Source organism: Lysobacter helvus, from assembly GCF_018406645.1.
In the GTDB taxonomy this organism is placed as follows: Bacteria; Pseudomonadota; Gammaproteobacteria; order Xanthomonadales; family Xanthomonadaceae; genus Noviluteimonas; species Noviluteimonas caseinilytica.
Genome location: NZ_AP024546.1, coordinates 205,042 through 225,421, shown reverse-complemented (window position 1 = coordinate 225,421; position 20,380 = coordinate 205,042). Strand labels below are relative to the sequence as shown.

Here is a 20,380-nt window from a genome sequence, read left to right as displayed (position 1 = left end):
GTGTCCGGACTGTCGAAGGTGTTCCTCCTGCTGGTCCTCGTCGCGCTGGTCGCCGGCGGCGCCTGGCTGTGGCAGCGCTACACCGGCTTCGCCGACACGCCGCTGGCGGGCCTGGAAACCGGCGACACGCTGGTGGTCGAACGCGGTGATTCGCTGGCCACGGTGGTCGCGCACCTGCGCGCGTCCGGGGTGCAGGCGGGCCATCGCCTGGAATGGCAGGCGCTGGCCGGGCAACTGGGCGCGGCCAACAAGATCCAGGTCGGCGAATACGCGCTCGAGCCCGGCACCACGCCGCGCGCGCTGCTGCTGGCGATGCGCGACGGCAAGGTGATCAGCAAGCGCTTCACGATCGTGGAGGGCTGGAACATCCGCGAGCTGCGCGCCGCGCTCGCGCGCAACCAGGACCTCGCGCACGAAACGAAGGACATGACCGACGCCGCGCTGATGTCCGCGCTCGGCCACGCGGGCCAGCATCCGGAAGGCCGCTTCCTGCCGGAGACCTACCAGTTCGTGCGCGGCGACAGCGACCTCGATGTGTTGCGTCGCGCCTACGCCGCGATGGAACGTGCGCTCGCGCAAGCCTGGGACGCGCGCGCACCGGACACCGTGCTGCGCTCGGCCGACGAGGCGTTGATCCTCGCGTCCATCGTCGAAAAGGAAACGGGCGTGGCGGACGAACGCCCGCAGATCGCCGGCGTGTTCGCGCGTCGCTTGAAGATGGGCATGCGCCTGCAGACCGATCCCACCGTCATCTACGGCATGGGCGCGACGTACGCCGGCAACATCCGGCGCGCGGACCTGCTCGCCGACACGCCGTACAACACCTACGTGCGCGCGGGCCTGCCGCCCACGCCGATCGCGATGCCCGGCATGCAAGCGCTGCAGGCGGCGACCAACCCGGCGGCGGGCGAGGCGATCTACTTCGTCGCGGTGGGCGATGGCAGCGGGCGCCACGTGTTCACGCGTTCGCTGGCCGACCACCAGGCCGCGGTGCGCGCCTACCTCGCGCGGTATCGCGCGCAACGGCAGCAGGCGCGATGAGCGACCTGCGCACGCATCCGCGGTTCGTGACCGTCGAGGGCGGCGAGGGCGCCGGCAAGACCACCGTGCTCAACGCGCTGCGCAAGGTGCTGGAAGAAAGCGGCGCGGAAGTCGTCTGCACGCGCGAGCCGGGCGGCACGCCGCTCGCCGAACGCATCCGCGCGCTGCTGCTGGATCCGCACCACGAAGCGCCCGCGCCGGAAACCGAACTCCTGCTGATGTTCGCCGCGCGCGTGCAGCACGTGCGCGAACTCATCCTGCCGGCGCTGGAGCGCGGCGCATGGGTGCTGAGCGATCGGTTCACCGATTCCAGTTACGCCTACCAGGGGGGCGGGCGCGGACTGGACGTGGCGCTGATCGCCGACCTGGAACGTCGCGTCGTCGGCCTGCGCCCCGGACTGACGCTGCTGCTCGATCTCGGTGTGCACCAGGGCCGCGAACGCATGCAGGTGCGCGACGCCGCGCCCGATCGCATCGAGCGCGAGCGGGACGAGTTCTTCGAGACGGTGCGTGCCGCGTACCTGGCGCGGGCGCAGGCCGAACCGCAGCGCATCCGCGTTGTCGATGCGTCATCGAGCGCGGCGGACGTTGCGTATCGCGCGAGCGCATTGCTGCAGCACTACCTCGGCGTCGCGCCATGAACCCGTTGCCGCCGCTCGCGCCCTGGCAAGCCCGCGCGTATGCGCATCTCGTATCGATCCTGGAAGCAGGGCGGCTCGGGCACGGCGTGCTGTTCTGCGGTCCGGCGGGCCTGGGCAAGCGCGCGGTCGCCGAGCGCCTGGCGCAGCGCGCGTTGTGCCGCGCGCCATTGCCGAACGGCGATCCATGCAACGCCTGCCGGTCGTGCCAGTTGTTCGCCGCCGGCACGCACCCGGACTTCGGCCTGGTGTCCTTCATCTTCAACAAGGAAGGGACGAAGCTGCGCACGGAGATCGTGATCGAGCAGATCCGTTCGCTGTCGGAACGCCTCGCGCTCACGCCGCAATATGGCGGCGCCCAGGTCGCGATCCTCGACCCGGCTGACGCGATCAACCACGCGGCCGCCAACGCTTTGCTCAAGACGCTCGAAGAACCGCAACCCGATCGTTATCTCTGGCTGGTCAGCGCGCATCCGCAACGCTTGTCGGCGACGATCCGCAGTCGCTGCCAGCGCGTGGAATTCCGGTTGCCGCCGATCGAGGAAGCGCAGGCCTGGCTCGCCACGCAAGGGCACAGCGTCGCACTGGCTGCCGAAGCGCTGGAAGCGGCGCGCGGCCATCCGGGCCTCGCCGATGCGTGGCTGCGGGGCGAGGGGCTGGCGGTGCGTCGCCAGGTCGCGGCCGACCTGGACAAGCTCGCGCGCGGGACCGCCGGCGCGGTGGAGACCGCGCAAGCCTGGGTGGCCGATGAATACGCCGCGCTGCGTTTGAGCCATGCGGCGGACCTCGCGCTGGCGCAGGCCGCGCGCTTGACCGATCCAAGGGGAACCCGCAGGCTGGCTGCGTGGTTCGACGCCGCGAACCGCACGCGCGACCTGTTGCGGACCACCGTGCGCGCGGACCTCGCGGTCACGGAATTGCTGATGGCGTGGCGCGGCGATGCGCCCGTTTCGAAAGGGGGCAGGGCATGAGTTCAGTCGCAGGAGCCGGTGGCGCACGACAGGGCATCCTGTCGCTCGCGATCAAGGACAAGGCAGCGCTCTACAACGCGTACATGCCCTACCTGAAATCGGGCGGCATCTTCGTGCCGACGCCCAAGCGCTACTTCCTCGGCGACGAGGTCTTCCTGCTGCTGACCCTGCTCGAAGAGAAGGACCGCCTGCCCGTGGCCGGCAAGGTGGTGTGGGTGACGCCGCCGGGCGCGCAGGGCAATCGCGCGGCCGGCATCGGCGTGCAGTTCGCCGACAGTGCCGAAGGCGAAGCGGTGAGGCACAAGATCGAAACCATCCTGGCCGGCACGCTCACGGCGGACAAGCCGACGCACACGATGTAGGTGCGCGTCAGCGCAGTTGCGGTGAATCCCAACCGGGGCGCGGCGCGAATCGATCGCCGTGCACGGCCTGCAACGCTTTCAACTTCGCCAGCAGCACGTCGGCGCCCGTCGCGCGGATGTAGGCGATCGGGCCGCCGCGGAACGGCGCGAACCCTGTGCCGAAGATCACGCCCGCATCCAGCAGGTCCGCATCCGCCACCACGCCGTCGTGCAGCGCGGCGACGGCTTCGTTGAGCAACGGCAGGATCAGGCGATCCTCGAGGTCGTCGGGCGCCTTGTAGTCCTTCGGCAGTTCCGGCTTGCGCGGCTTGCCTTCTTCCCACGCGTAGAAGCCCTGGCCGTCCTTCTTGCCGCGCTTGCCCGACGCGAGCTTGTTCTCCAGGCCCGGCGGGATCGACAGACCGAGGAACGGCGCGAGTTCGTGGCCCACGCCCGCGGCGACATCCAGGCCGACGGTATCGACGAGTTCGATCGGCCCCATCGGCATGCCGAACTTCACGGCGGCCTTGTCGATCTCCGGCCCCGGGATGCCTTCGGCGTACGCGGCCATCGCTTCGAGCATGTAGGGGAACAGCACGCGGTTGACCAGGAACCCCGGCGTGCCCGCCACCGGCACCGGCAGCTTGTCGATCGCGCGGCAGAACGCGGCCAGGCGCTTGCCGGTCTCTTCGGCCATCGTGTCGTGGTGGATGATTTCCACCAGCGGCATCAGCGCGACCGGGTTGAAGTAATGCAGGCCGGCGAACCGTTCCGGGTGCGCGATGTGGCCGCGCAGTTCGGTCAACGGAATCGACGAGGTGTTGGTGGTGAGCAGCGCGTCGGGCTTGAGGCGCGGTTCCACTTCGGCGTAGAGCGCGCGCTTGGCCTCGGGTTGCTCGATGATCGCTTCGATCACCAGGTCCGCGGTCTGCACGCCATCGCCGTGCAGGTCGCCGCGCAGGCGCGCCGCGACCGCGGGACGTCGCGCGGCGTCCTTGATGCGCTTGGCGAACATGTCCTGCGCGCGCTGCAACGCCCGGTCGATGAAACGCTGTTCGCGATCGGCCAGCGTGACCTCGAAGCCCTTGTAGGCCGACCACGCCGCGATGTCGCCGCCCATCACGCCGGCGCCGACGACGTGCACGCACACGATGCCGTGGTCCTTGCCGCCCAGGCCCTTCAGGCGTTCCTGCAGGAAGTACACGCGGATCAAATTGCGCGCGGTAGGCGTGGACGCGAGCTTGACGACGGACTTGCGTTCGGCGCCGAGCAGCGACTGGATGCCGCCGCCGCTGCGCCGCCAGGTTTCGATGAGCGTGTAAGGCGCGGGGTAGTGTTCGCGACGCGCCTTGCGCGCAACCTGCTTGGCCAGCATCGGCGCGAGGATCTGTCGCGCGGGCCACGTGTTGGTGAGCCATGCAAGCGCGCGTTGCTTGAACGGACGCGTCGTGCCGCGGCGCGCGAGTTCGACGGCCGCGTCGGTGAGCATCGCCGGTTCGACCACCTTGTCGACCAGGCCCATCGCGCGCGCCGCGGAAGCCGACAACGTGCGGCCGGTCAGCATCATGTCGAACGCCGCCGGTGCACCCACCAGCCGCGGCAGGCGCACGCTGCCGCCCCAACCCGGGTAGATGCCGAGTTTCACTTCGGGCAGGCCGATGCGCGTGGAGGGATCATTGGTGGCGACGCGATAGCGACAGGCCAGCGCGATCTCGGTGCCGCCGCCCATGCAGTGGCCGTGGATCGCGGCGACCGTGGGGCAGCGCAGTTCGGCCAGCCGCTGGAACACCTGCTGCCCGCGACGGATCGCGTCGCCGACCGTGCCCTTCTCGTCGAAGGCCTGGAATTCCTTGATGTCGGCGCCCGCGATGAAGCCGGCGACCTTGGCCGAGCGGATCACCAGGCCCTTCGGCGGATCCAGCGCCAGCCGTTCCAGCAGCGCGTCCAGTTCGAACAGCACGTCCTGCGACAGCGTGTTCACGCCCTGTCCGGCGCGGTCGAAGCTCAGCACCAGCACGCCGTCGGCCGCGCTTTCGACGCGCCAGTGCTGGAAGCGCAGACCATCGAGTCCAGCGAGCATGGGACCATCCGACAGGGTACGGGGGAGGGGGCTATGATCCCGGCCGCGTTTGAGTCCCGTCAATGCCGCCCCCATTAGAGTCGCGTGAAGCCCGCCGCGACGCGGCCGGGCGGTGAACTTTCCTGGACATCGACTGTCCCAAGGCCCGGCCATGCGCCGAGCGACCACTGCAGGAGCCCGGCGCGGCGATGGCCACCGACAACGAAACACAGGAACTCGACCAGGCGCTCGTGGCCCGGGTGCAGCGCGGCGACAGCCTCGCCTTCGACCTGCTGGTGCGCAAATACCAGCACCGGATCGCGGCGCTGATCTCGCGTTACATCAAGGACTGGAGCGAAGTGCAGGACGTCGCGCAGGAAACCTTCATCCGCGCCTATCGCGCGATCGGGAACTTCCGCGGCGACGCCCAGTTCTACACGTGGCTCCACCGGATCGCAGTGAACACCGCAAAGAACCACCTTGTCGCCAACAACCGCCGCCCGCCGACCGACGACATCGACGTCTCCGACGCCGAACACTTCGATTCCGGGATCCGCCTCCGCGACAACGACACCCCGGAACGCGAACTGATGCGCCAGGAAATCGAAACCGCCGTGATGCGCGTGGTCGACAAGCTTCCCGCCGAACTGCGCGAAGCGATCACGCTGCGCGAGGTGGAAGGCCTGAGTTACGAAGAGATCGCCGAGCGGATGCAATGCCCCATCGGCACGGTGCGTTCCCGCATCTTCCGTGCGCGCGATGCGATCGACGAAGCCCTGCGCCCCTTGCTCGACACCGAACCGAAACGCGAGCGTGCCTCCCGATGACCACGACCAGCCACCCGACCTCCGATCGCGAAGCGCTGAGCGCGTTGTTCGACGGCGAACTCGCCGGCGACGCGGCCCGTTTCGCCCTCAAGCGCCTCGACCACGACCAGGACTGGCGCGACAGCTGCGAGCGCTGGCAGGTCGTCGGCGATGTGCTGCGCGGCGCAGCCAATCCGCGCATGCCGTCCACGTTCGCCGCACGCGTGCACGATGCGTTGCGCGCCTCGGCCCCCGCACCCGTTGCCAAGCCCGCTTCCACGCGTCGCTGGGGCACGGTGGCGCTCGCTGCGTCCGCGGCGATGGTCGCGTTCTTCCTCGCGCGCTTGCCGCACACCGCGGATGCCCCTGCATCGGCGCCCACCGTCGCCTCTTCCGCGGGCAACACCGCGCCCGCGCGCGACATGGCCGCAACGCAGCCCGCCGCGCGCACGCCGAAGGTGCCCACGGCACCGGACCAGGCGGGCGATCCGTCCGCCGTGCAGCTCGTCGGCGCCAGCGTGGCGCTCGCTTCCGCCACGCGCCAGGCCAGCCAGCGCCGCGCACCGCAACGTGCGCAGCGCAATGCCGCGCCGCCTGCGACGGTGCGTTCGCCGGTCACCGCCGATGTCGTCGGTGCGGATGTCGTCGGTGCGGACGTCGTCGACATCGCCGTGGCCGATGTGCGCCCCGCAACGCCGCCCAACGTATTGACCACCGCGACGCCGTTCGATGCCAACGCCGCGCGCCCGTGGCCGCGTGCCGTGTTGCCGCAATACAGCGGCAGCGCCGCGCTGTCGGCGGACTACGTGCAGGCGCCGTCCTTCTATCCCTTCGTCCCGCGCGTGCCCGCGGACACCGCAGCGCCTGCCGCGAACGAAGACATCGCACCGCAATCGCCCTGAGCCCGAGCCACTTCCGCCCACGCATTCCCCTTCCCTGATCGAGGATGCCTCCCCGATGCGCGCCGCACTCCGTCCTGTCTTCCGCAATGCCCTGCTGGTGGCCGCGACGGCCACCGCGACCACCGCGGTGCTCGTCGCCACCGACGTGATGCCGAACGCGAACGCGCAGACCACCGCGCCCGCCACGCCCGCGCCGCAGATGGTCTCGGGCCTGCCCGATTTCACGAACCTCGTCGACCAGGTCGGTCCGGCGGTCGTCAACGTCGAAGCCGACATCAACGGCGGAGCGAAGGACCAGCCGGCGACGGACGACGACGAAGACATGCCCGAATTCTTCCGGCGCTTCTTCGGCCCCGGCATGCCGATGCCGCAGATGCCGCCCGGCGGACGCGGGCAGGGCGTGTCGATGGGCACCGGCTTCCTGATCTCGCCCGACGGTTACGTGCTCACCAACCACCACGTGGTCGACGGCGCGGATGAAGTGAAGGTGCGCCTGTCGGATCGTCGCGAATTCACCGCGAAGGTCGTCGGCAGCGACGAACAATCCGACGTCGCGCTGCTCAAGATCGCCGCCACCAATCTCCCGTCGCTGCGCATCGGCGATTCGCGCGCGCTGCGCCCGGGGCAGTGGGTGGTCGCGATCGGGTCGCCGTTCGGGCTCGATCATTCCGTCACCGCCGGCATCGTGAGCGCGGTGGGCCGTTCCAATCCGTACGCCAACCAGCAATACGTGCCTTTCATCCAGACCGACGTCGCGATCAACCGCGGCAACTCCGGTGGCCCGCTGCTCGACACGCGCGGCCAGGTGGTCGGCATCAACTCGCAGATCTTCAGCAATTCCGGCGGCTACATGGGCGTGAGCTTCGCGATCCCGATCGACGTGGCGATGAACGCCGTCGACCAGCTCAAGCGCAGCGGCCGCGTCAGCCGTGGCCTGCTCGGCATCGGCCTGGAGGGCATCGACAACGACCAGGCCCGCGCACTCGGCCTGCCCGACACGCGCGGCGCGCTCGTGCGCGAAGTGCAACCGGGCGGCGGCGCCGCGAAGGCCGGCGTGCAGCGCCTCGACGTGATCCGCGCATTCAACGGCACGCCGATCGAAGACGCCTCGTCGCTGCCGCCGCTGGTGGGCGCGCTGCCCCCGGGTGCGAAGACCACGCTGACGATCATGCGCGACGGCAAGTCGCGCGACGTGACCGTGGTGCTGGGCGAACTGGATGCCGGCCCGCGCACCATCCCCACGTCCGCCACGCCGGCGCCCACGCACGACAACCCGCTCGGCATCGTCGGCGAAGACCTCGACCAGGCGCAGCGTCGCCAGCTCGGGCTGGACGCGGGCGAGGGCGTGGCGATCGCGCGCATCGAAGGCCTCGCCGCGCGTCGCGCCGGCCTGCAGCCCGGCGACGTGATCCTCGCGGTGGGCCGCAATTCCGTCGGCACCCGCGCCGCGCTCGACCGCGAACTGCGCGCGCTGAAGGCCGGCGACACGGCGATGCTGCTCGTGCAGCGCGGCGGCAGCAGCCGCTATGTCGCCGTCACCCCGCGTCCCGCCAGCACGCCCAGCGAGCAATAACAAGCGATACACCCGCCCATCCGGCTGCCCCGTTGCCCTGATCCCCCCACGGGGCGGCGGGGCAGCCGTGCGATAATGCCGCGCTTTTTCACGCCCGGCCTTCAATGCAGCTCATTCGCAACTTCTCGATCATCGCCCACGTCGACCACGGCAAGTCGACGCTGGCCGACCGCATCATCCAACTCTGTGGCGGCCTGGAGGCGCGCGAGATGGAGGCGCAGGTGCTCGACTCCAATCCGATCGAGCGCGAGCGCGGCATCACCATCAAGGCCCAGTCCGTGTCGCTGCCGTACACCGCGCGCGACGGCGTGACCTACCAGTTGAACTTCATCGACACGCCCGGCCACGTGGACTTCAGCTACGAAGTCTCGCGTTCGCTCGCCGCGTGCGAAGGCGCGCTGCTCGTCGTCGACGCCGCGCAGGGCGTCGAGGCCCAGTCGGTCGCCAACTGCTACACCGCGGTCGAGCAGGGCCTGGAAGTCGTCCCGGTCCTCAACAAGATCGACCTGCCCACCGCCGACATCGACCGCGTCAAGAAGGAAATCGAAGCCGTCATCGGCATCGACGCCGAAGACGCGGTGGCCATCAGCGCCAAGACCGGCCTCAACGTCGTCGACGTGCTCGAAGCCATCGTCAAGCGCATCCCGCCGCCGGTGCCGCGCGACACCGACAAGCTGCAGGCGCTGATCATCGATTCGTGGTTCGACAACTACCTCGGCGTCGTCAGCCTCGTGCGCGTGATGCAGGGCGAGATCGTGCCCGGCGCGAAGATGCTGGTGATGTCCACCGGCCGCACGCACCAGGTCGAAGGCGTCGGCGTGTTCACCCCGAAGCGCAAGCCGCTGAAGAAACTCGGCGCGGGCGAAGTGGGCTGGATCACCGCCTCGATCAAGGACGTGCACGGCGCGCCGGTCGGCGACACGCTCACGCTCGCCAACGATCCGGCCGCCAAGCCGCTGCCCGGCTTCCAGGAAATGCAGCCGCGCGTGTTCGCGGGCCTGTTCCCCGTGGATGCCGAGGACTACCCCGCGCTGCGCGAAGCGCTGGAAAAACTGCGCCTCAACGACGCCGCCCTGCGCTTCGAACCCGAAAGCTCCGAGGCCATGGGCTTCGGTTTCCGCTGCGGCTTCCTCGGCATGCTGCACCTGGAGATCGTGCAGGAGCGCCTGGAGCGCGAATACAACCTCAACCTGATCACCACCGCGCCCACGGTGATCTACGAAGTGCTCAAGACCGACGGCACCGTGATGCCGCTGGACAACCCGGCCAAGCTCCCGCCGGTGAACCACATCGAGGAGATCCGCGAACCGATCATCCGCGCCAACGTGCTCACGCCGCCGGACTACGTCGGCAACGTGATCACCCTGTGCGAGGAAAAGCGCGGCTCGCAGGTCGGCATCACGTACATGGGCAGCCAGGTGCAGATCAGCTACGAGCTGCCGATGGCCGAAGTGGTGCTCGACTTCTTCGACCGCCTCAAGTCGGTCTCGCGCGGCTATGCCTCGCTGGACTACCACTTCGTGCGGTTCCAGGCTGGCCCGTTCGTGCGCGTGGATACGTTGATCAACGGCGACAAGGTGGATGCGCTGTCCATCATCACCCACCGTGCGCACGCCGATCGCCGGGGACGCGACCTGACCGAGAAGATGCGCGAGCTGATCCCGCGGCAGATGTTCGACGTGGCGATCCAGGCCGCGGTCGGCTCGCAGATCATTTCGCGCAGCACGGTCAAGGCGCTGCGCAAGAACGTGCTGGCCAAGTGCTACGGCGGCGATGCCTCCCGCAAGAAGAAGCTCCTCGAGAAGCAGAAAGAGGGCAAGAAGCGGATGAAGCAGGTCGGACGCGTGGAAATCCCCCAGGAGGCGTTCCTCGCCGTCCTGCAGGTCGACAACAAGTAAGCTGCGCCCGACGGGCCGGTAAAAGGAGCAGGCATGATTGCGTGGTTCGAGAAGGTCCTGGTGGGGCTGACCCTGCTCACCGGCCTCATCTGGTTGGTGGACCGCCTGTTCTTCGCCAAGCGCCGCGCCGAGCGCGCCGGCCTGCTGGACGAGAAGGAACCCATCCTCGTCGACTATTCGCGTGCGTTCTTCCCGGTCCTGGCCCTGGTGCTGGGGTTGCGCAGCTTCGTCGCCGAGCCGTTCAAGATCCCGTCCAGCTCGATGATGCCCACGCTGCTGATCGGCGACTTCATCCTGGTCAACAAGTTCGCCTACGGCCTGCGGCTGCCGATCAACAACCACAAGTTCCTCGCCATCGGCGAACCCAAGCGGGGCGACGTGGTGGTCTTCCGCCCGCCGCACCATCCCGACCAGGACTGGATCAAGCGCGTCATCGGCCTGCCCGGCGACACGGTGGCCTACCGGGCCAACACCGTGTACGTGAACGGTGTCCCGATGCGCTACGCGAAGATCGGCAACTATGTCGGCAAGGGCCAGGGCGCGGACATGACCGGGGCCGACCTGTTGCAGGAACAGCTGCCGGGTCGCCCGCACGACGTCCTCGAACGCGAGGATTCGGCGTACTTCACCCAGCAGGGCGAGGGGGAGTGGACGGTGCCGCCGGGGCAGTATTTCGTCATGGGCGACAATCGTGATAATTCTGAGGACAGTCGCTTCTGGGAAGTGCACTTCCTGCCGGAGGAAAACCTCCGCGGCAAGGCCTTCCTGATCTGGTTGAACTGGGACTGGAGCGCGGGCGGGGTGGATTTCTCGAGGATGGGGTCGAGCATCCCGTAACGGGCACGAATTTCGGGTATGGGGAAGGGGATCCAAATGAAGCGCACGCAACGCGGCATCACGCTGTTGGGGTTCATCGCCATCCTCGCGGTGGCGGGCATTTTCATCTACGTCGGGATGAAGGTGATCCCGATGTACACCGAGTACTACGCCGTCAAGAAGTCCATGCAGGGCCTGGCCCTGGAGCCCGGCATCAACAACGCCGGGACCGACAAGATTCGCAACCTGTTCTTCCGCCGCCTCTACGTGAACTACTCGGAGAACGTGAAGGCGGAGAACGTCAAGATCGAGCGCATGGGCGGCGGCTGGAAGATGACGGTGAAGTACGAAGTGCGCCGTCCGCTGATCTCCAACCTCGACGTCGTCGGCAACTTCGAGAACGTGCAGGAACTCACCCACGGTGGCCCGTCCGACTGACGGGGCGCCGCGGCTGCCCGGGGTCGAATTCACCGACCCCGGCTTGCTCGTCCAGGCGCTCACCCACCGCAGCGCCGCGTCCATCCACAACGAGCGGCTGGAATTCCTCGGCGACGCGCTCGTCAACCTGATCGTCGCCGAAGCCCTCTACGCGCACTGGCCGAAGGCCGACGAAGGCACGCTTACCCGCGCCCGCGCCGAACTCGTGCGCGAGTCCTCGCTGGCCGCCATCGCGCGGCACATGCAGCTGGGCGAAAAGCTGATCCTGGGCCCCGGCGAGATGAAGTCCGGCGGCCATCGCCGCGACTCGATCCTGGCCGACGCGCTGGAAGCGATCATCGGCGCCATCCACCTGGATGCCGGCTTCGAAGCGTGCCGCGCCGCCGTCCTGCCCTGGTTCGAAGCGGCCATCGCCGCGCTGCCGCCGCCCAACAAGCTCGGCAAGGACGGCAAGACGCGCCTGCAGGAATGGGTGCAGGCGCGCCAGAAGCCGCTGCCGGTCTACCGCCTGCTGGCCGAATCCGGCGACGAACACGCCAAGCAGTTCAGCGTGGCCTGCACGCTGGCCGATCCGCCGATGGAGTGCGTGGGCGAGGGACATTCGCGCCGCGCCGCCGAGCAGGTCGCCGCGGAACGCATCCTCGCCACGCTCGATCCCAACTGACGCGCGTTGCAGCGCCTCGTTTTGGCGAGAATCGCGGGCGCCGGCAGGGCCGCGGGCTTAGAATCCCCGCATGACAGACCTCCCCTCCCACCGCGCCGGCCACGTCGCCGTGATCGGCCGCCCGAACGTGGGCAAGTCGACGCTCGTCAACGCCCTCGTCGGCTTCAAGATCAGCATCACCTCCAACCGTCCGCAGACCACGCGCCACCGGCTGCTCGGCATCGCCTCGTTCCCGCACGGCCAGTTGCTGCTGGTCGACACGCCCGGCCTGCACCGCGAGCAGAAGAAGGCGATGAACCGGATGATGAACCGCGCCGCCCGCGGCGCGCTGGAAGGCGTGGACGCCGCGCTGCTGGTGATCGAAGCCGGCCGCTGGGACGACGAAGACACGCTCGCCTACGAAGCGCTGAAGGAGGCCGGCGTGCCGGTGGTGCTGGCGGTCAACCAGGTCGATCGCATCAAGGACAAGGGCAAGCTGCTGCCGTTCCTCGCCGAGGTGGCGAAGGATCGCGAGTTCGCGGCCGTGCATCCGATCTCCGCGCTCAAGCGCAAGGGGCTCGAAGACCTCGTCGACAGCCTGCTGCCGCTCGTGCCGGAGCAAGCCGCGCTGTACGGCGAAGACGAAATCACCGACAAGAGCCAGCGCTTCCTCGCCGGCGAACTGGTGCGCGAACAACTGATGCGCCAGCTCGGCGCGGAACTGCCGTACGCCACCACCGTGGAGATCGAACAGTTCGCCGTCGACGGCAAGCTGCTGCGCATCGGCGCGGTGATCTGGGTGGAACGCGACGGGCAGAAGGCCATCGTGATCGGCAAGGGCGGCGAACGCCTGCGCGAGATCGGCACGCGCGCGCGCGGGCAGATGGAACGCCTGTTCGACAGCAAGGTGTTCCTGGAAACCTGGGTGCGCGTGCGCGAAGGCTGGTCGAACGACGAGGCCGCACTGCGCACGCTCGGCTACCACGACTGATCGCGCCCCCGCATCGCGTGCCACGCCGCTGACGCATGCGCATCGTCGACGAACCCGCCTACGTCCTGCACACGCGCGCCTGGCGCGAGACCAGCCTGCTCGTCGAAGTGCTGTCGCAGAACCACGGCCGCATGGGGCTGGTCGCGCGCGGCGTCGGCGGGCCGAAGCGCCACGTGCTGCGCGCCGCGTTGCAACCGTTGCAATACGTCCGCCTGGATTGCGTGCTGCGCGGCGAACTCGCGCAACTGCGCCAGGCAGAAGCGCTCGACGCCGCACCGCTGCTGCAGGGCGACGCCGCGCTCGCCGCGTTCTACGTCAACGAACTCGTGCTGCGCCTGGCGCCGCGCGGCGATCCGCATTCGGAGATCTTCGCGACCTACGGCCAGGTGCGCGCAGGCCTGGGCTCGGACGCACCGGTCGCGTGGACGCTGCGCCTGTTCGAACGCGACCTGCTCGAAGCCCTGGGCTTCGGCCTCGCGCTGGATGTCGATGTCGACGGCGTACCGATCGATCCCGCCGCGCGCTATCGCCTCGATCCCGAACAAGGCCCGCGCCGCGTCCGACACGACCGCGGGCAGGGCGACCGCGACACCGCCGCCACCGGATCGGCCTTGCTCGCGCTGGCGTCCGACGTCCAGCCCGGCCCGGAAGACCTCGCCAGCCTGCGCCGCGCCCTGCGCGACGTGCTGGCCCACCACCTCGGGCCGCGCGGGCTGAAGTCGTGGGACATGCTGGCCGAACTCGGGCGCTTGTCGCGCCCGCGAAATCCCTGAAGACGCCGGCCCCGCTATCCTCCCGCCGGTGAAGCCCCTGCGCCACGCCGTCGCCCTGCTGCTCGCGCTGTTCGCCGGCGTTGCGCACGCGCGCACGCTCGATGCCGACATCGCCCGCGTGCGCCTGCCCATCGCCACGCTCGAAGGCGTGCACGTGCACCTGGACTGGCCCGCGAATGCGACCGAAGGCGCATTGCACCTCACCGCCGCGCGCGTCGATGCGCCCGACCTCGGCGTGCATGCGCGCAACCTCGCGTGGACCTGTCCGTTGCGGCGTGCGCCGCGCGCAGGCTGGCAGTGCGACGGCACGTTGCGCAGCGGGCGCGACACGTTCGCGCTGTCGATCGCCTTCGATGCCGCCGATACGCGCGCGCGTTTCGGTCGCGGCCGCGGCGTGCTCGCCGTCGAACGCAATGCCGCCACGCCCGATCTCACCCGCGTCGATCTCGCGCAGGTGCCGATCGCCTGGGCGCAAGGCCTGTTGTCGCAGGCGTGGGCGGATGCGCGCCTGCAGGGCGGCACGCTCGACGGGCGCGTGGACGTGCGCAGCCCGAAACGCGGTCCGCTGCAGATCGCCGGTCATCTGCAAACGAACGGCCTGAAACTCGAAACCACCGACGCCAGCATCGCGGGCGACCATCTCGCCGGTGCGTTCGATTTCGACTACCGCATCAACGATGCGCCAACGCCGTCGCTGCTCACGCTCGACGGCACGCTGCGCGGCGGCGAATTCCTCGTCGGCACCACGTACGTCGCATTGCCCGCGACCCCGGTCGCGTTGTCGATCGCGGCCGAACATCGCGTCGGCGACGGCTGGCGCCTGCCGCGCCTCTCGTGGGACGACGGCAACGTGCTGCAAGTGACCGGCAGCGCTACGTTCGCCGAAGACGCGGCACTGCGCGCGCTCGATTTGCAGGTCCGCAGCCGCGACCTCGCCCCCGTGCGCGATCGCTACCTGTCCGGCGTGCTCGGCAACGCGGGCCTCGGCGAACTCGCGCTGTCCGGCGCGCTGGATGCGCACGTGCGCCTCGACGAATCCGGGTTGCGCGATTTCGTCGCGACGCCGCACGCGGTGGACATCGTCGATCCCGGCGGACGCTTCGCCTTCCATGGCCTCGACGGCGAACTGCGCTTCTCCGGCGACGCCGCCGAAACCAGTGCGCTGCGTTGGCACGACGGCGCGCTGTACGGCCTGAAGTTCGATGCCGCCTCGCTGCCGCTGCGCAGCGAACGCGGCGCGATCGCCCTCACCGCGCCCGTCGATGTTCCCTTCCTCGGCGGTTCGCTGCGCTTCGAGGACATGACGCTGCGCCCGCCGGCGAACGGGCAGGGCGCCGACGCGGTGTTCGGCCTGCGCGTGGACCACCTCGACATCGGCCAGCTCGCCACCACGTTCGGCTGGCCTGCCTTCCGCGGCGAACTCACCGGCCGCCTGCCGCGCGCGCACTACGCGAACGAACGCCTCGACTTCGAAGGCGGCCTGTCGATGGCGATGTTCGACGGGCGCGTGGATGTGTCGTCGCTATCGATGGAGCGTCCGTTCGGCGTGGCGCCCACGCTCGCGGCCGACCTGCGCATCGACGACCTCGATTTGCTCGCCCTCACCGAAGTCTTCGACTTCGGCAGCATCACCGGGCGCCTGGACGGCACGATCGACGCGCTGCGCCTGGTCGACTGGAGCGTCACGGCCTTCGACGCACGGCTGCACACCGACACGCCGCCGCGCGGCGTGCGCCAGCGCATCAGCCAGCGCGCCGTGCAGAGCATTTCGAGCGTCGGCGATTCCTCGTTCGTCACCACCCTGCAGGGCAAGCTGATCGGGCTGTTCGACGACTTCGGTTATCGGCGCATCGGCATCGGCTGTCGCCTGGCCAACGAAGTGTGTGAAATGACGGGCCTGCGTTCAGCGGGCGACACCTTTACTATCGTCGACGGTGCGGGCATCCCGCGCCTGACGGTCAACGGGATCCACCGCCGGGTCGATTGGCCCACCCTCGTCGAACGCCTCGCGGCGGTCGGCTCGGGCGAGGTGAAACCCGTCGTCGAATGACCTTCCATCCACGCAACGCCAAGGACTCCAACATGCGCAACCGACGTTCGAAAGCCGGCTTCCTGGGCGGTTCGCTCGCATCGATGGGCGCCCTGGCGGCGCTCAGCGCCTGCGTCACCATCAACGTGTACTTCCCCGCGGCCGAAGCGAAGGAAGCGGCGAAGCAATTCGTCGAGAAGGTGATCGGCGACGACGCCGCCACCCAGCCCGCCAAGCCGGCCACGCCGGGCGGCGGCATGGCCGCGCTGATCCGCCGCATCGATCCGCTCTCGCTGGTCGGCATCGGCAGCGCGCAGGCGCAGGAGACGCCCGACATCAGCATCAAGGCACCGGCCATCCAGGCCATCCAGGCCCGCATGGAATCGCGCTTCGACGCGAGCCTGCGCAAGGGCTTCGACGCCGGCGCGCTGGGCTACAGCAACGATGGCCTGGTGGTGCTGCGCGATCCGGCGCAGCTGGAGCTGAAGGACCGCGTGGGCATGCAGTCGGCCGTGAACGACGACAACCGCGACCGCAAGGCCCTGTACCGCGAAATGGCGGTCGCCAACGGCCACCCGGACTGGGAAGGCAAGCTCCGCGCCATCTTCGCCAAGCAGTGGGTCGACAGCGCGCACGGCGGCTGGTGGTACCAGGACGCGGGCGGCGCCTGGAAGCAGAAGTAAGCCTGCGGGCCCGGGGGGCGCGCGACCGGCGATAATGCCCGGCCGCCGTCCCCCGAAGTCGTTCCCTTGGCCCGCATCGACCAGACCCCTTTCACGATCGACATCGTCGATCAGACCCACGACGGCCGCGGTGTCGCGCGCCGCGCAGATCCCAAGGTCCCCGGCGCCGGCAAGGCCGTGTTCGTGTCCGGCGCGCTGCCGGGCGAAACCGTGGTGGCGCAGCTCACGCAGCGCCATCGCAGCTTCGACGAAGCCAGGACCCTGGAAGTCCTCTCCGCCTCGCCCGACCGCGTGACCCCGCGCTGCCCGCACTTCGGCACCTGCGGCGGCTGCGCGCTCCAGCACCTCGACGAAGGCAAGCAAATCCACGCCAAGCAACGCGTGCTGCTGGACAACCTCGAACGCATCGGCCACGTCACGCCGCAGACCGTGCTCGAACCCCTCGTCGATGCCGCGTGGGGCTATCGCCGCAAGGGCCGCTTCTCCGTGCGTCGCGTCGACAAGAAGGACAAGACGCTCGTCGGCTTCCGCGAACAGGACGGGCGCTTCGTCGCCGACCTGTCGGAATGCCACACGGTGATGCCGCAGATCGGCATGAAGATCGCCGCGTTGTCGGCGCTGATCGACGGCCTCGATGCGCGCGCCCAGGTGCCGCAGGTGGAATTCATCGCGGGCGACGACACCGTGGCGCTCGTGTTCCGCCACATGATGCCGTTGTCCGAGTGCGACCTTGCCGCGCTCACCGCGTTCGCGCAGGCGCACGACTTCGCGATCTTCCTGCAGCCCGGCGGCATCGATTCGGTGCACGCGTTGTGGCCGCATGCGCCGAAGCTCGCGTTCACGCTGCCGGCGTGGGACATCGAACTCCAGTTCCGCCCGCTCGACTTCATCCAGGTCAACGCCGGGCTCAACCAGAAGATGATCGCGCGCACGCTCGACCTGCTCGACGTGCAAGCCGGCGATCGCGTGCTCGACCTGTTCTGCGGCCTCGGCAATTTCACGCTGCCGCTGGCGCGCGTGGCGAACGAAGTCGTGGGCGTGGAAGGCGACGCCGGCCTCATCCGCCGCGCACGCGAGAACGCCACGCACAACCACCTGGACAACGTGGACTTCCACGCCGCCGACCTCGCGCAGGACCTGTCCGCGCACGCCTGGATGCGCGCCGGCTTCGACCGCCTGCTGCTCGACCCGCCGCGCTCGGGCGCCGACGTGGTGCTCAAGCAACTGCCGCTGGGCGGCCTGAAGCGCATCGTCTACGTGAGCTGCCACCCGGCCTCGCTGGCGCGCGACGCCGGGTACCTCGTGAACGAGCGCGGCTGGAAGCTGCGCGCGGCCGGCGTGATGGACATGTTCCCCCATACCGCGCATGTGGAAAGCATCGCGATGTTCGAACCGCGCTGACCGTATGATCCGGCGCCTGACCCAGAAGGAATCCCCCGCATGCTCGTGATCGGCGTCGCCGGCACCGAACTCAACGCACAGGAACGCGACTGGCTGCAGCACGATGCGTGCGCCGGCGTGATCCTGTTCGCCCGCAACTTCGCCTCGCGCCAGCAGGTCGCCGAACTCTCGCAGGCCATCCGCGAAGCCGCGCCGCGCCCGCAGCTGGTGTGCGTGGACCAGGAAGGCGGCCGCGTGCAGCGCTTCCGCGACGGGTACAGCGCGCTGCCCGCGCTGGAAGGCTTCGGCAAGCTCTACGGCAGCAACCCCGACCGTGCGATCGAACTGGCGAAGGAACATGCCTGGCTCATGGCGAGCGAAGTGCGCGCCAGCGGCGTGGACCTCAGCTTCGCGCCCGTCGTGGACCTGGGCCGCGGCAACCGCGCGATCGGCGACCGCGCGTTCTCGCACGATCCGCAGATCGTCGCCGAGTTCACGCGCGCCTATGTCGCCGGCATGCACGCCGCCGACATGGCGGCCACGCTCAAGCATTTCCCCGGCCACGGTTCGGTGCTCGAAGACACGCACTTCGACGATGCGGTGGATCCGCGTCCGTTCGGCGAAATCGAACTGCTCGACCTCGTGCCGTTCGTGGCCGGCATCGATGCCGGCGCCGACGCGGTGATGATGGCGCACGTGGTGTATCCGCAGGTCGCGCCGGAACCGGCCGGGTATTCGCCGGTGTGGATCCAGGACATCCTGCGCAAGCAGATGGGCTTCCGCGGGGTCGTGTTCTCCGACGACATCGGCATGGCCGCGGCGTTCTCCGCCGGCGGCGTCAAGGCGCGCATCGATGCGCACCTGGATGCAGGCTGCGATGTGGTGCTCGTCTGCCATCCGGACCTGGTGACCGAATCGCTCGCCGCGGTGGAAGGCCGCACGCTCAACACGATGGCGCTCGCCGGCCTGATCGGTCGCGGTCCGCTCGCGTGGGACGGCCTGCTCGCCGACGCGCGCTACCAGGAATCGCACGCACGCTTCGGGGGCGACCTCGCATGAAGCTGCCGCACGATCTGCCTGAAGCGCTCGCCACCGCCGACGTCATCCACGACCGGCAGGTCATCGAACAGGCGATCGCGCGGATGGCCGCGCGCATCCGCAACGACTTCGCCGGCAGCGTGCCCGTGTACCTCACGGTGATGCACGGCGGCCTGCCGTTCGCCGGCCAGCTCGCGCTGGAGATCGGCGCGCTGGGGCTCGACCTGGAATTCGATTACCTGCATGCAACGCGCTATCGCGGCGCCACGTCGGGCGGCGCGCTGCACTGGAAGCATCGTCCGGCCACGCCGCTGCGCGGCCGTCGCGTGTTGCTGGTCGACGACATCGTCGACGAAGGCCACACGCTGGCCGAAGTGCGCGCGTGGTGCCGGCAGCAGGGCGCGAGCGACGTCCGCATCGCCGCGCTCGCCGTCAAGCAGCACGACCGCTGCGTGGCCGGCCTGCACGCCGACTACGCCGGCCTCGTGGTGCCGGACCGCTACGTGTTCGGCTACGGCATGGACTTCAAGGAACAGGGCCGCAACCTGCCGGCCATCTACGCGCTGAAGGAGTGAGCATGCACGCGGACATCGCCCTGGGCGTCATCGGCGGCACCGGCGTCTATCGCATCGCCGGGCTCGAAGCGGTCGAGACCCACCTGCCGGAAACGCATTACGGCTTCCCGTCCGGGCCGGTGCGCGTGGGCATGATCGATGGCAAGCGCGTCGCATTCCTCGCGCGCCACGGCGAAGACCACGGCGTCCCGCCGCACCGCATCAACTACCGCGCCAACCTCGCTGCGCTGCACAAGATCGGGGTCACCCGCGTGCTCGCGATCAACACGGTGGGCGGCATCACCGAACGCTTCGGACCCGGCGTGCTCGCGTGCCCCGACCAGTTGATCGACTACACCTGGGGCCGCGTCTCGACGATCTGCGAGGAGCCCGGCACCGACGTGCTGCACGTCGACTTCGGCGATCCGTACACCAATGCCGTGCGCGCGCAGGTCCTCGCTGCAGCGCAGCGTGCGGGCGTGGCCGTCGTCGACGGTGGCTGCTACGGCGCCACCCAGGGTCCCCGCCTGGAAACGCGCGCGGAGATCGCGCGCATGCGCCGCGACGGCTGCGACCTGGTCGGCATGACCGGCATGCCCGAGGCGGGCCTCGCGCGCGAAATGGGCCTGCAATATGCGTGCCTCGGCATCGTCGCCAACTGGGCGGCCGGCTGCGGCGACGATGCGGAAATCACGATGGCCGACGTCCTGTCCATCGTTGAAACCGCTTCCAGTGGAATCCCGCCATTGCTGCGGTCGCTGCTCGCCGATTGAGCCGTGCCGGCGCGGTGTTGCGCGTCCCGTTCA

General features: G+C 69.3%; 20 protein-coding genes. 19 read left to right on the top strand and 1 reads right to left on the bottom strand.

The features are described 5' to 3' along the window. Positions 1-27 precede the first annotated feature (27 nt). From mltG to LYSHEL_RS01145, 4 genes are read left to right on the top strand one after another with little or no spacing between them, the layout of a single operon-like run. Complete coding sequence (gene mltG / locus LYSHEL_RS01160; RefSeq protein ID WP_244858773.1) at positions 28-1,041, top strand: endolytic transglycosylase MltG; 1,014 nt, start codon at positions 28-30, stop codon at positions 1,039-1,041. Further along, positions 1,038-1,682 carry a dTMP kinase gene (gene tmk / locus LYSHEL_RS01155; protein ID WP_213435226.1) on the top strand — a complete coding sequence of 215 codons (645 nt, stop codon included), beginning with the start codon at positions 1,038-1,040 and terminating at the stop codon, positions 1,680-1,682. Before mltG ends, tmk begins: the two co-directional genes overlap by 4 nt. Beyond that, entirely contained in the window at positions 1,679-2,650 is a 972-nt protein-coding gene (locus tag LYSHEL_RS01150) for a DNA polymerase III subunit delta' (RefSeq protein ID WP_213435225.1), read from the top strand. Before tmk ends, LYSHEL_RS01150 begins: the two co-directional genes overlap by 4 nt. Next, positions 2,647-3,012, top strand: coding sequence for a PilZ domain-containing protein (locus tag LYSHEL_RS01145; protein ID WP_213435224.1), 366 nt, complete (start codon positions 2,647-2,649; stop codon positions 3,010-3,012). Before LYSHEL_RS01150 ends, LYSHEL_RS01145 begins: the two co-directional genes overlap by 4 nt. Before the next feature lie 7 nt (positions 3,013-3,019). Here LYSHEL_RS01145 and LYSHEL_RS01140 read toward each other — a convergent pair whose 3' ends face one another. Then, complete coding sequence (locus tag LYSHEL_RS01140; RefSeq protein ID WP_213435223.1) at positions 3,020-5,071, bottom strand: 3-hydroxyacyl-CoA dehydrogenase NAD-binding domain-containing protein; 2,052 nt, start codon at positions 5,069-5,071, stop codon at positions 3,020-3,022. Between the two features lie 188 nt (positions 5,072-5,259). On the opposite strand from LYSHEL_RS01140, the gene rpoE reads away from it, so the two are divergent. The 15 genes from rpoE (at position 5,260) to LYSHEL_RS01065 (ending at position 20,347) form a co-directional block, all read left to right on the top strand. After that, the gene (gene rpoE / locus LYSHEL_RS01135; protein WP_213435222.1) at positions 5,260-5,877 is read left to right on the top strand and encodes an RNA polymerase sigma factor RpoE; all 618 of its coding nucleotides are present in this window, start codon (positions 5,260-5,262) and stop codon (positions 5,875-5,877) included. Further along, positions 5,874-6,758: an RseA family anti-sigma factor gene (locus LYSHEL_RS01130; protein WP_213435221.1), complete on the top strand. Its 885-nt coding sequence runs from the start codon at positions 5,874-5,876 to the stop codon at positions 6,756-6,758. Before rpoE ends, LYSHEL_RS01130 begins: the two co-directional genes overlap by 4 nt. 55 nt (positions 6,759-6,813) lie before the next feature. Further along, positions 6,814-8,331 (top strand): DegQ family serine endoprotease, encoded by a 1,518-nt coding sequence (locus tag LYSHEL_RS01125; protein ID WP_213435220.1) that lies wholly within the window; start codon positions 6,814-6,816, stop codon positions 8,329-8,331. A 104-nt stretch (positions 8,332-8,435) separates the two neighbouring features. Further along, positions 8,436-10,229: a translation elongation factor 4 gene (lepA, locus tag LYSHEL_RS01120; protein ID WP_213435219.1), complete on the top strand. Its 1,794-nt coding sequence runs from the start codon at positions 8,436-8,438 to the stop codon at positions 10,227-10,229. Between the two features lie 36 nt (positions 10,230-10,265). Then, entirely contained in the window at positions 10,266-11,066 is an 801-nt protein-coding gene (gene lepB, locus LYSHEL_RS01115) for a signal peptidase I (RefSeq protein WP_213437475.1), read from the top strand. Between the two features lie 36 nt (positions 11,067-11,102). After that, entirely contained in the window at positions 11,103-11,483 is a 381-nt protein-coding gene (locus tag LYSHEL_RS01110) for a DUF4845 domain-containing protein (protein ID WP_213435218.1), read from the top strand. After that, positions 11,467-12,147, top strand: coding sequence for a ribonuclease III (gene rnc, locus LYSHEL_RS01105; protein WP_213435217.1), 681 nt, complete (start codon positions 11,467-11,469; stop codon positions 12,145-12,147). The genes LYSHEL_RS01110 and rnc overlap by 17 nt, the downstream gene beginning before the upstream one ends. A gap of 70 nt (positions 12,148-12,217) precedes the next feature. Next, positions 12,218-13,117: a GTPase Era gene (era, locus tag LYSHEL_RS01100; RefSeq protein ID WP_213435216.1), complete on the top strand. Its 900-nt coding sequence runs from the start codon at positions 12,218-12,220 to the stop codon at positions 13,115-13,117. Positions 13,118-13,152: 35 nt separating this feature from the next. Continuing rightward, positions 13,153-13,890 carry a DNA repair protein RecO gene (gene recO, locus LYSHEL_RS01095; RefSeq protein WP_213435215.1) on the top strand — a complete coding sequence of 246 codons (738 nt, stop codon included), beginning with the start codon at positions 13,153-13,155 and terminating at the stop codon, positions 13,888-13,890. Positions 13,891-13,918: 28 nt separating this feature from the next. Further along, positions 13,919-15,940 (top strand): translocation/assembly module TamB domain-containing protein, encoded by a 2,022-nt coding sequence (locus LYSHEL_RS01090; protein WP_213435214.1) that lies wholly within the window; start codon positions 13,919-13,921, stop codon positions 15,938-15,940. A 32-nt stretch (positions 15,941-15,972) separates the two neighbouring features. Continuing rightward, entirely contained in the window at positions 15,973-16,602 is a 630-nt protein-coding gene (locus LYSHEL_RS01085) for a DUF1318 domain-containing protein (protein ID WP_244858617.1), read from the top strand. Between the two features lie 66 nt (positions 16,603-16,668). After that, the gene (gene rlmD / locus LYSHEL_RS01080) at positions 16,669-18,003 is read left to right on the top strand and encodes a 23S rRNA (uracil(1939)-C(5))-methyltransferase RlmD (protein WP_213435213.1); all 1,335 of its coding nucleotides are present in this window, start codon (positions 16,669-16,671) and stop codon (positions 18,001-18,003) included. 39 nt (positions 18,004-18,042) lie between these two features. Further along, the gene (gene nagZ / locus LYSHEL_RS01075; RefSeq protein ID WP_213435212.1) at positions 18,043-19,041 is read left to right on the top strand and encodes a beta-N-acetylhexosaminidase; all 999 of its coding nucleotides are present in this window, start codon (positions 18,043-18,045) and stop codon (positions 19,039-19,041) included. Beyond that, a complete protein-coding gene (locus LYSHEL_RS01070) occupies positions 19,038-19,595 on the top strand; it encodes a hypoxanthine-guanine phosphoribosyltransferase (RefSeq protein WP_213435211.1) in 558 nt (185 codons plus the stop codon). The genes nagZ and LYSHEL_RS01070 overlap by 4 nt, the downstream gene beginning before the upstream one ends. 2 nt (positions 19,596-19,597) lie before the next feature. Then, positions 19,598-20,347, top strand: coding sequence for an S-methyl-5'-thioinosine phosphorylase (locus tag LYSHEL_RS01065; RefSeq protein WP_213435210.1), 750 nt, complete (start codon positions 19,598-19,600; stop codon positions 20,345-20,347). Positions 20,348-20,380: the final 33 nt, after the last annotated feature.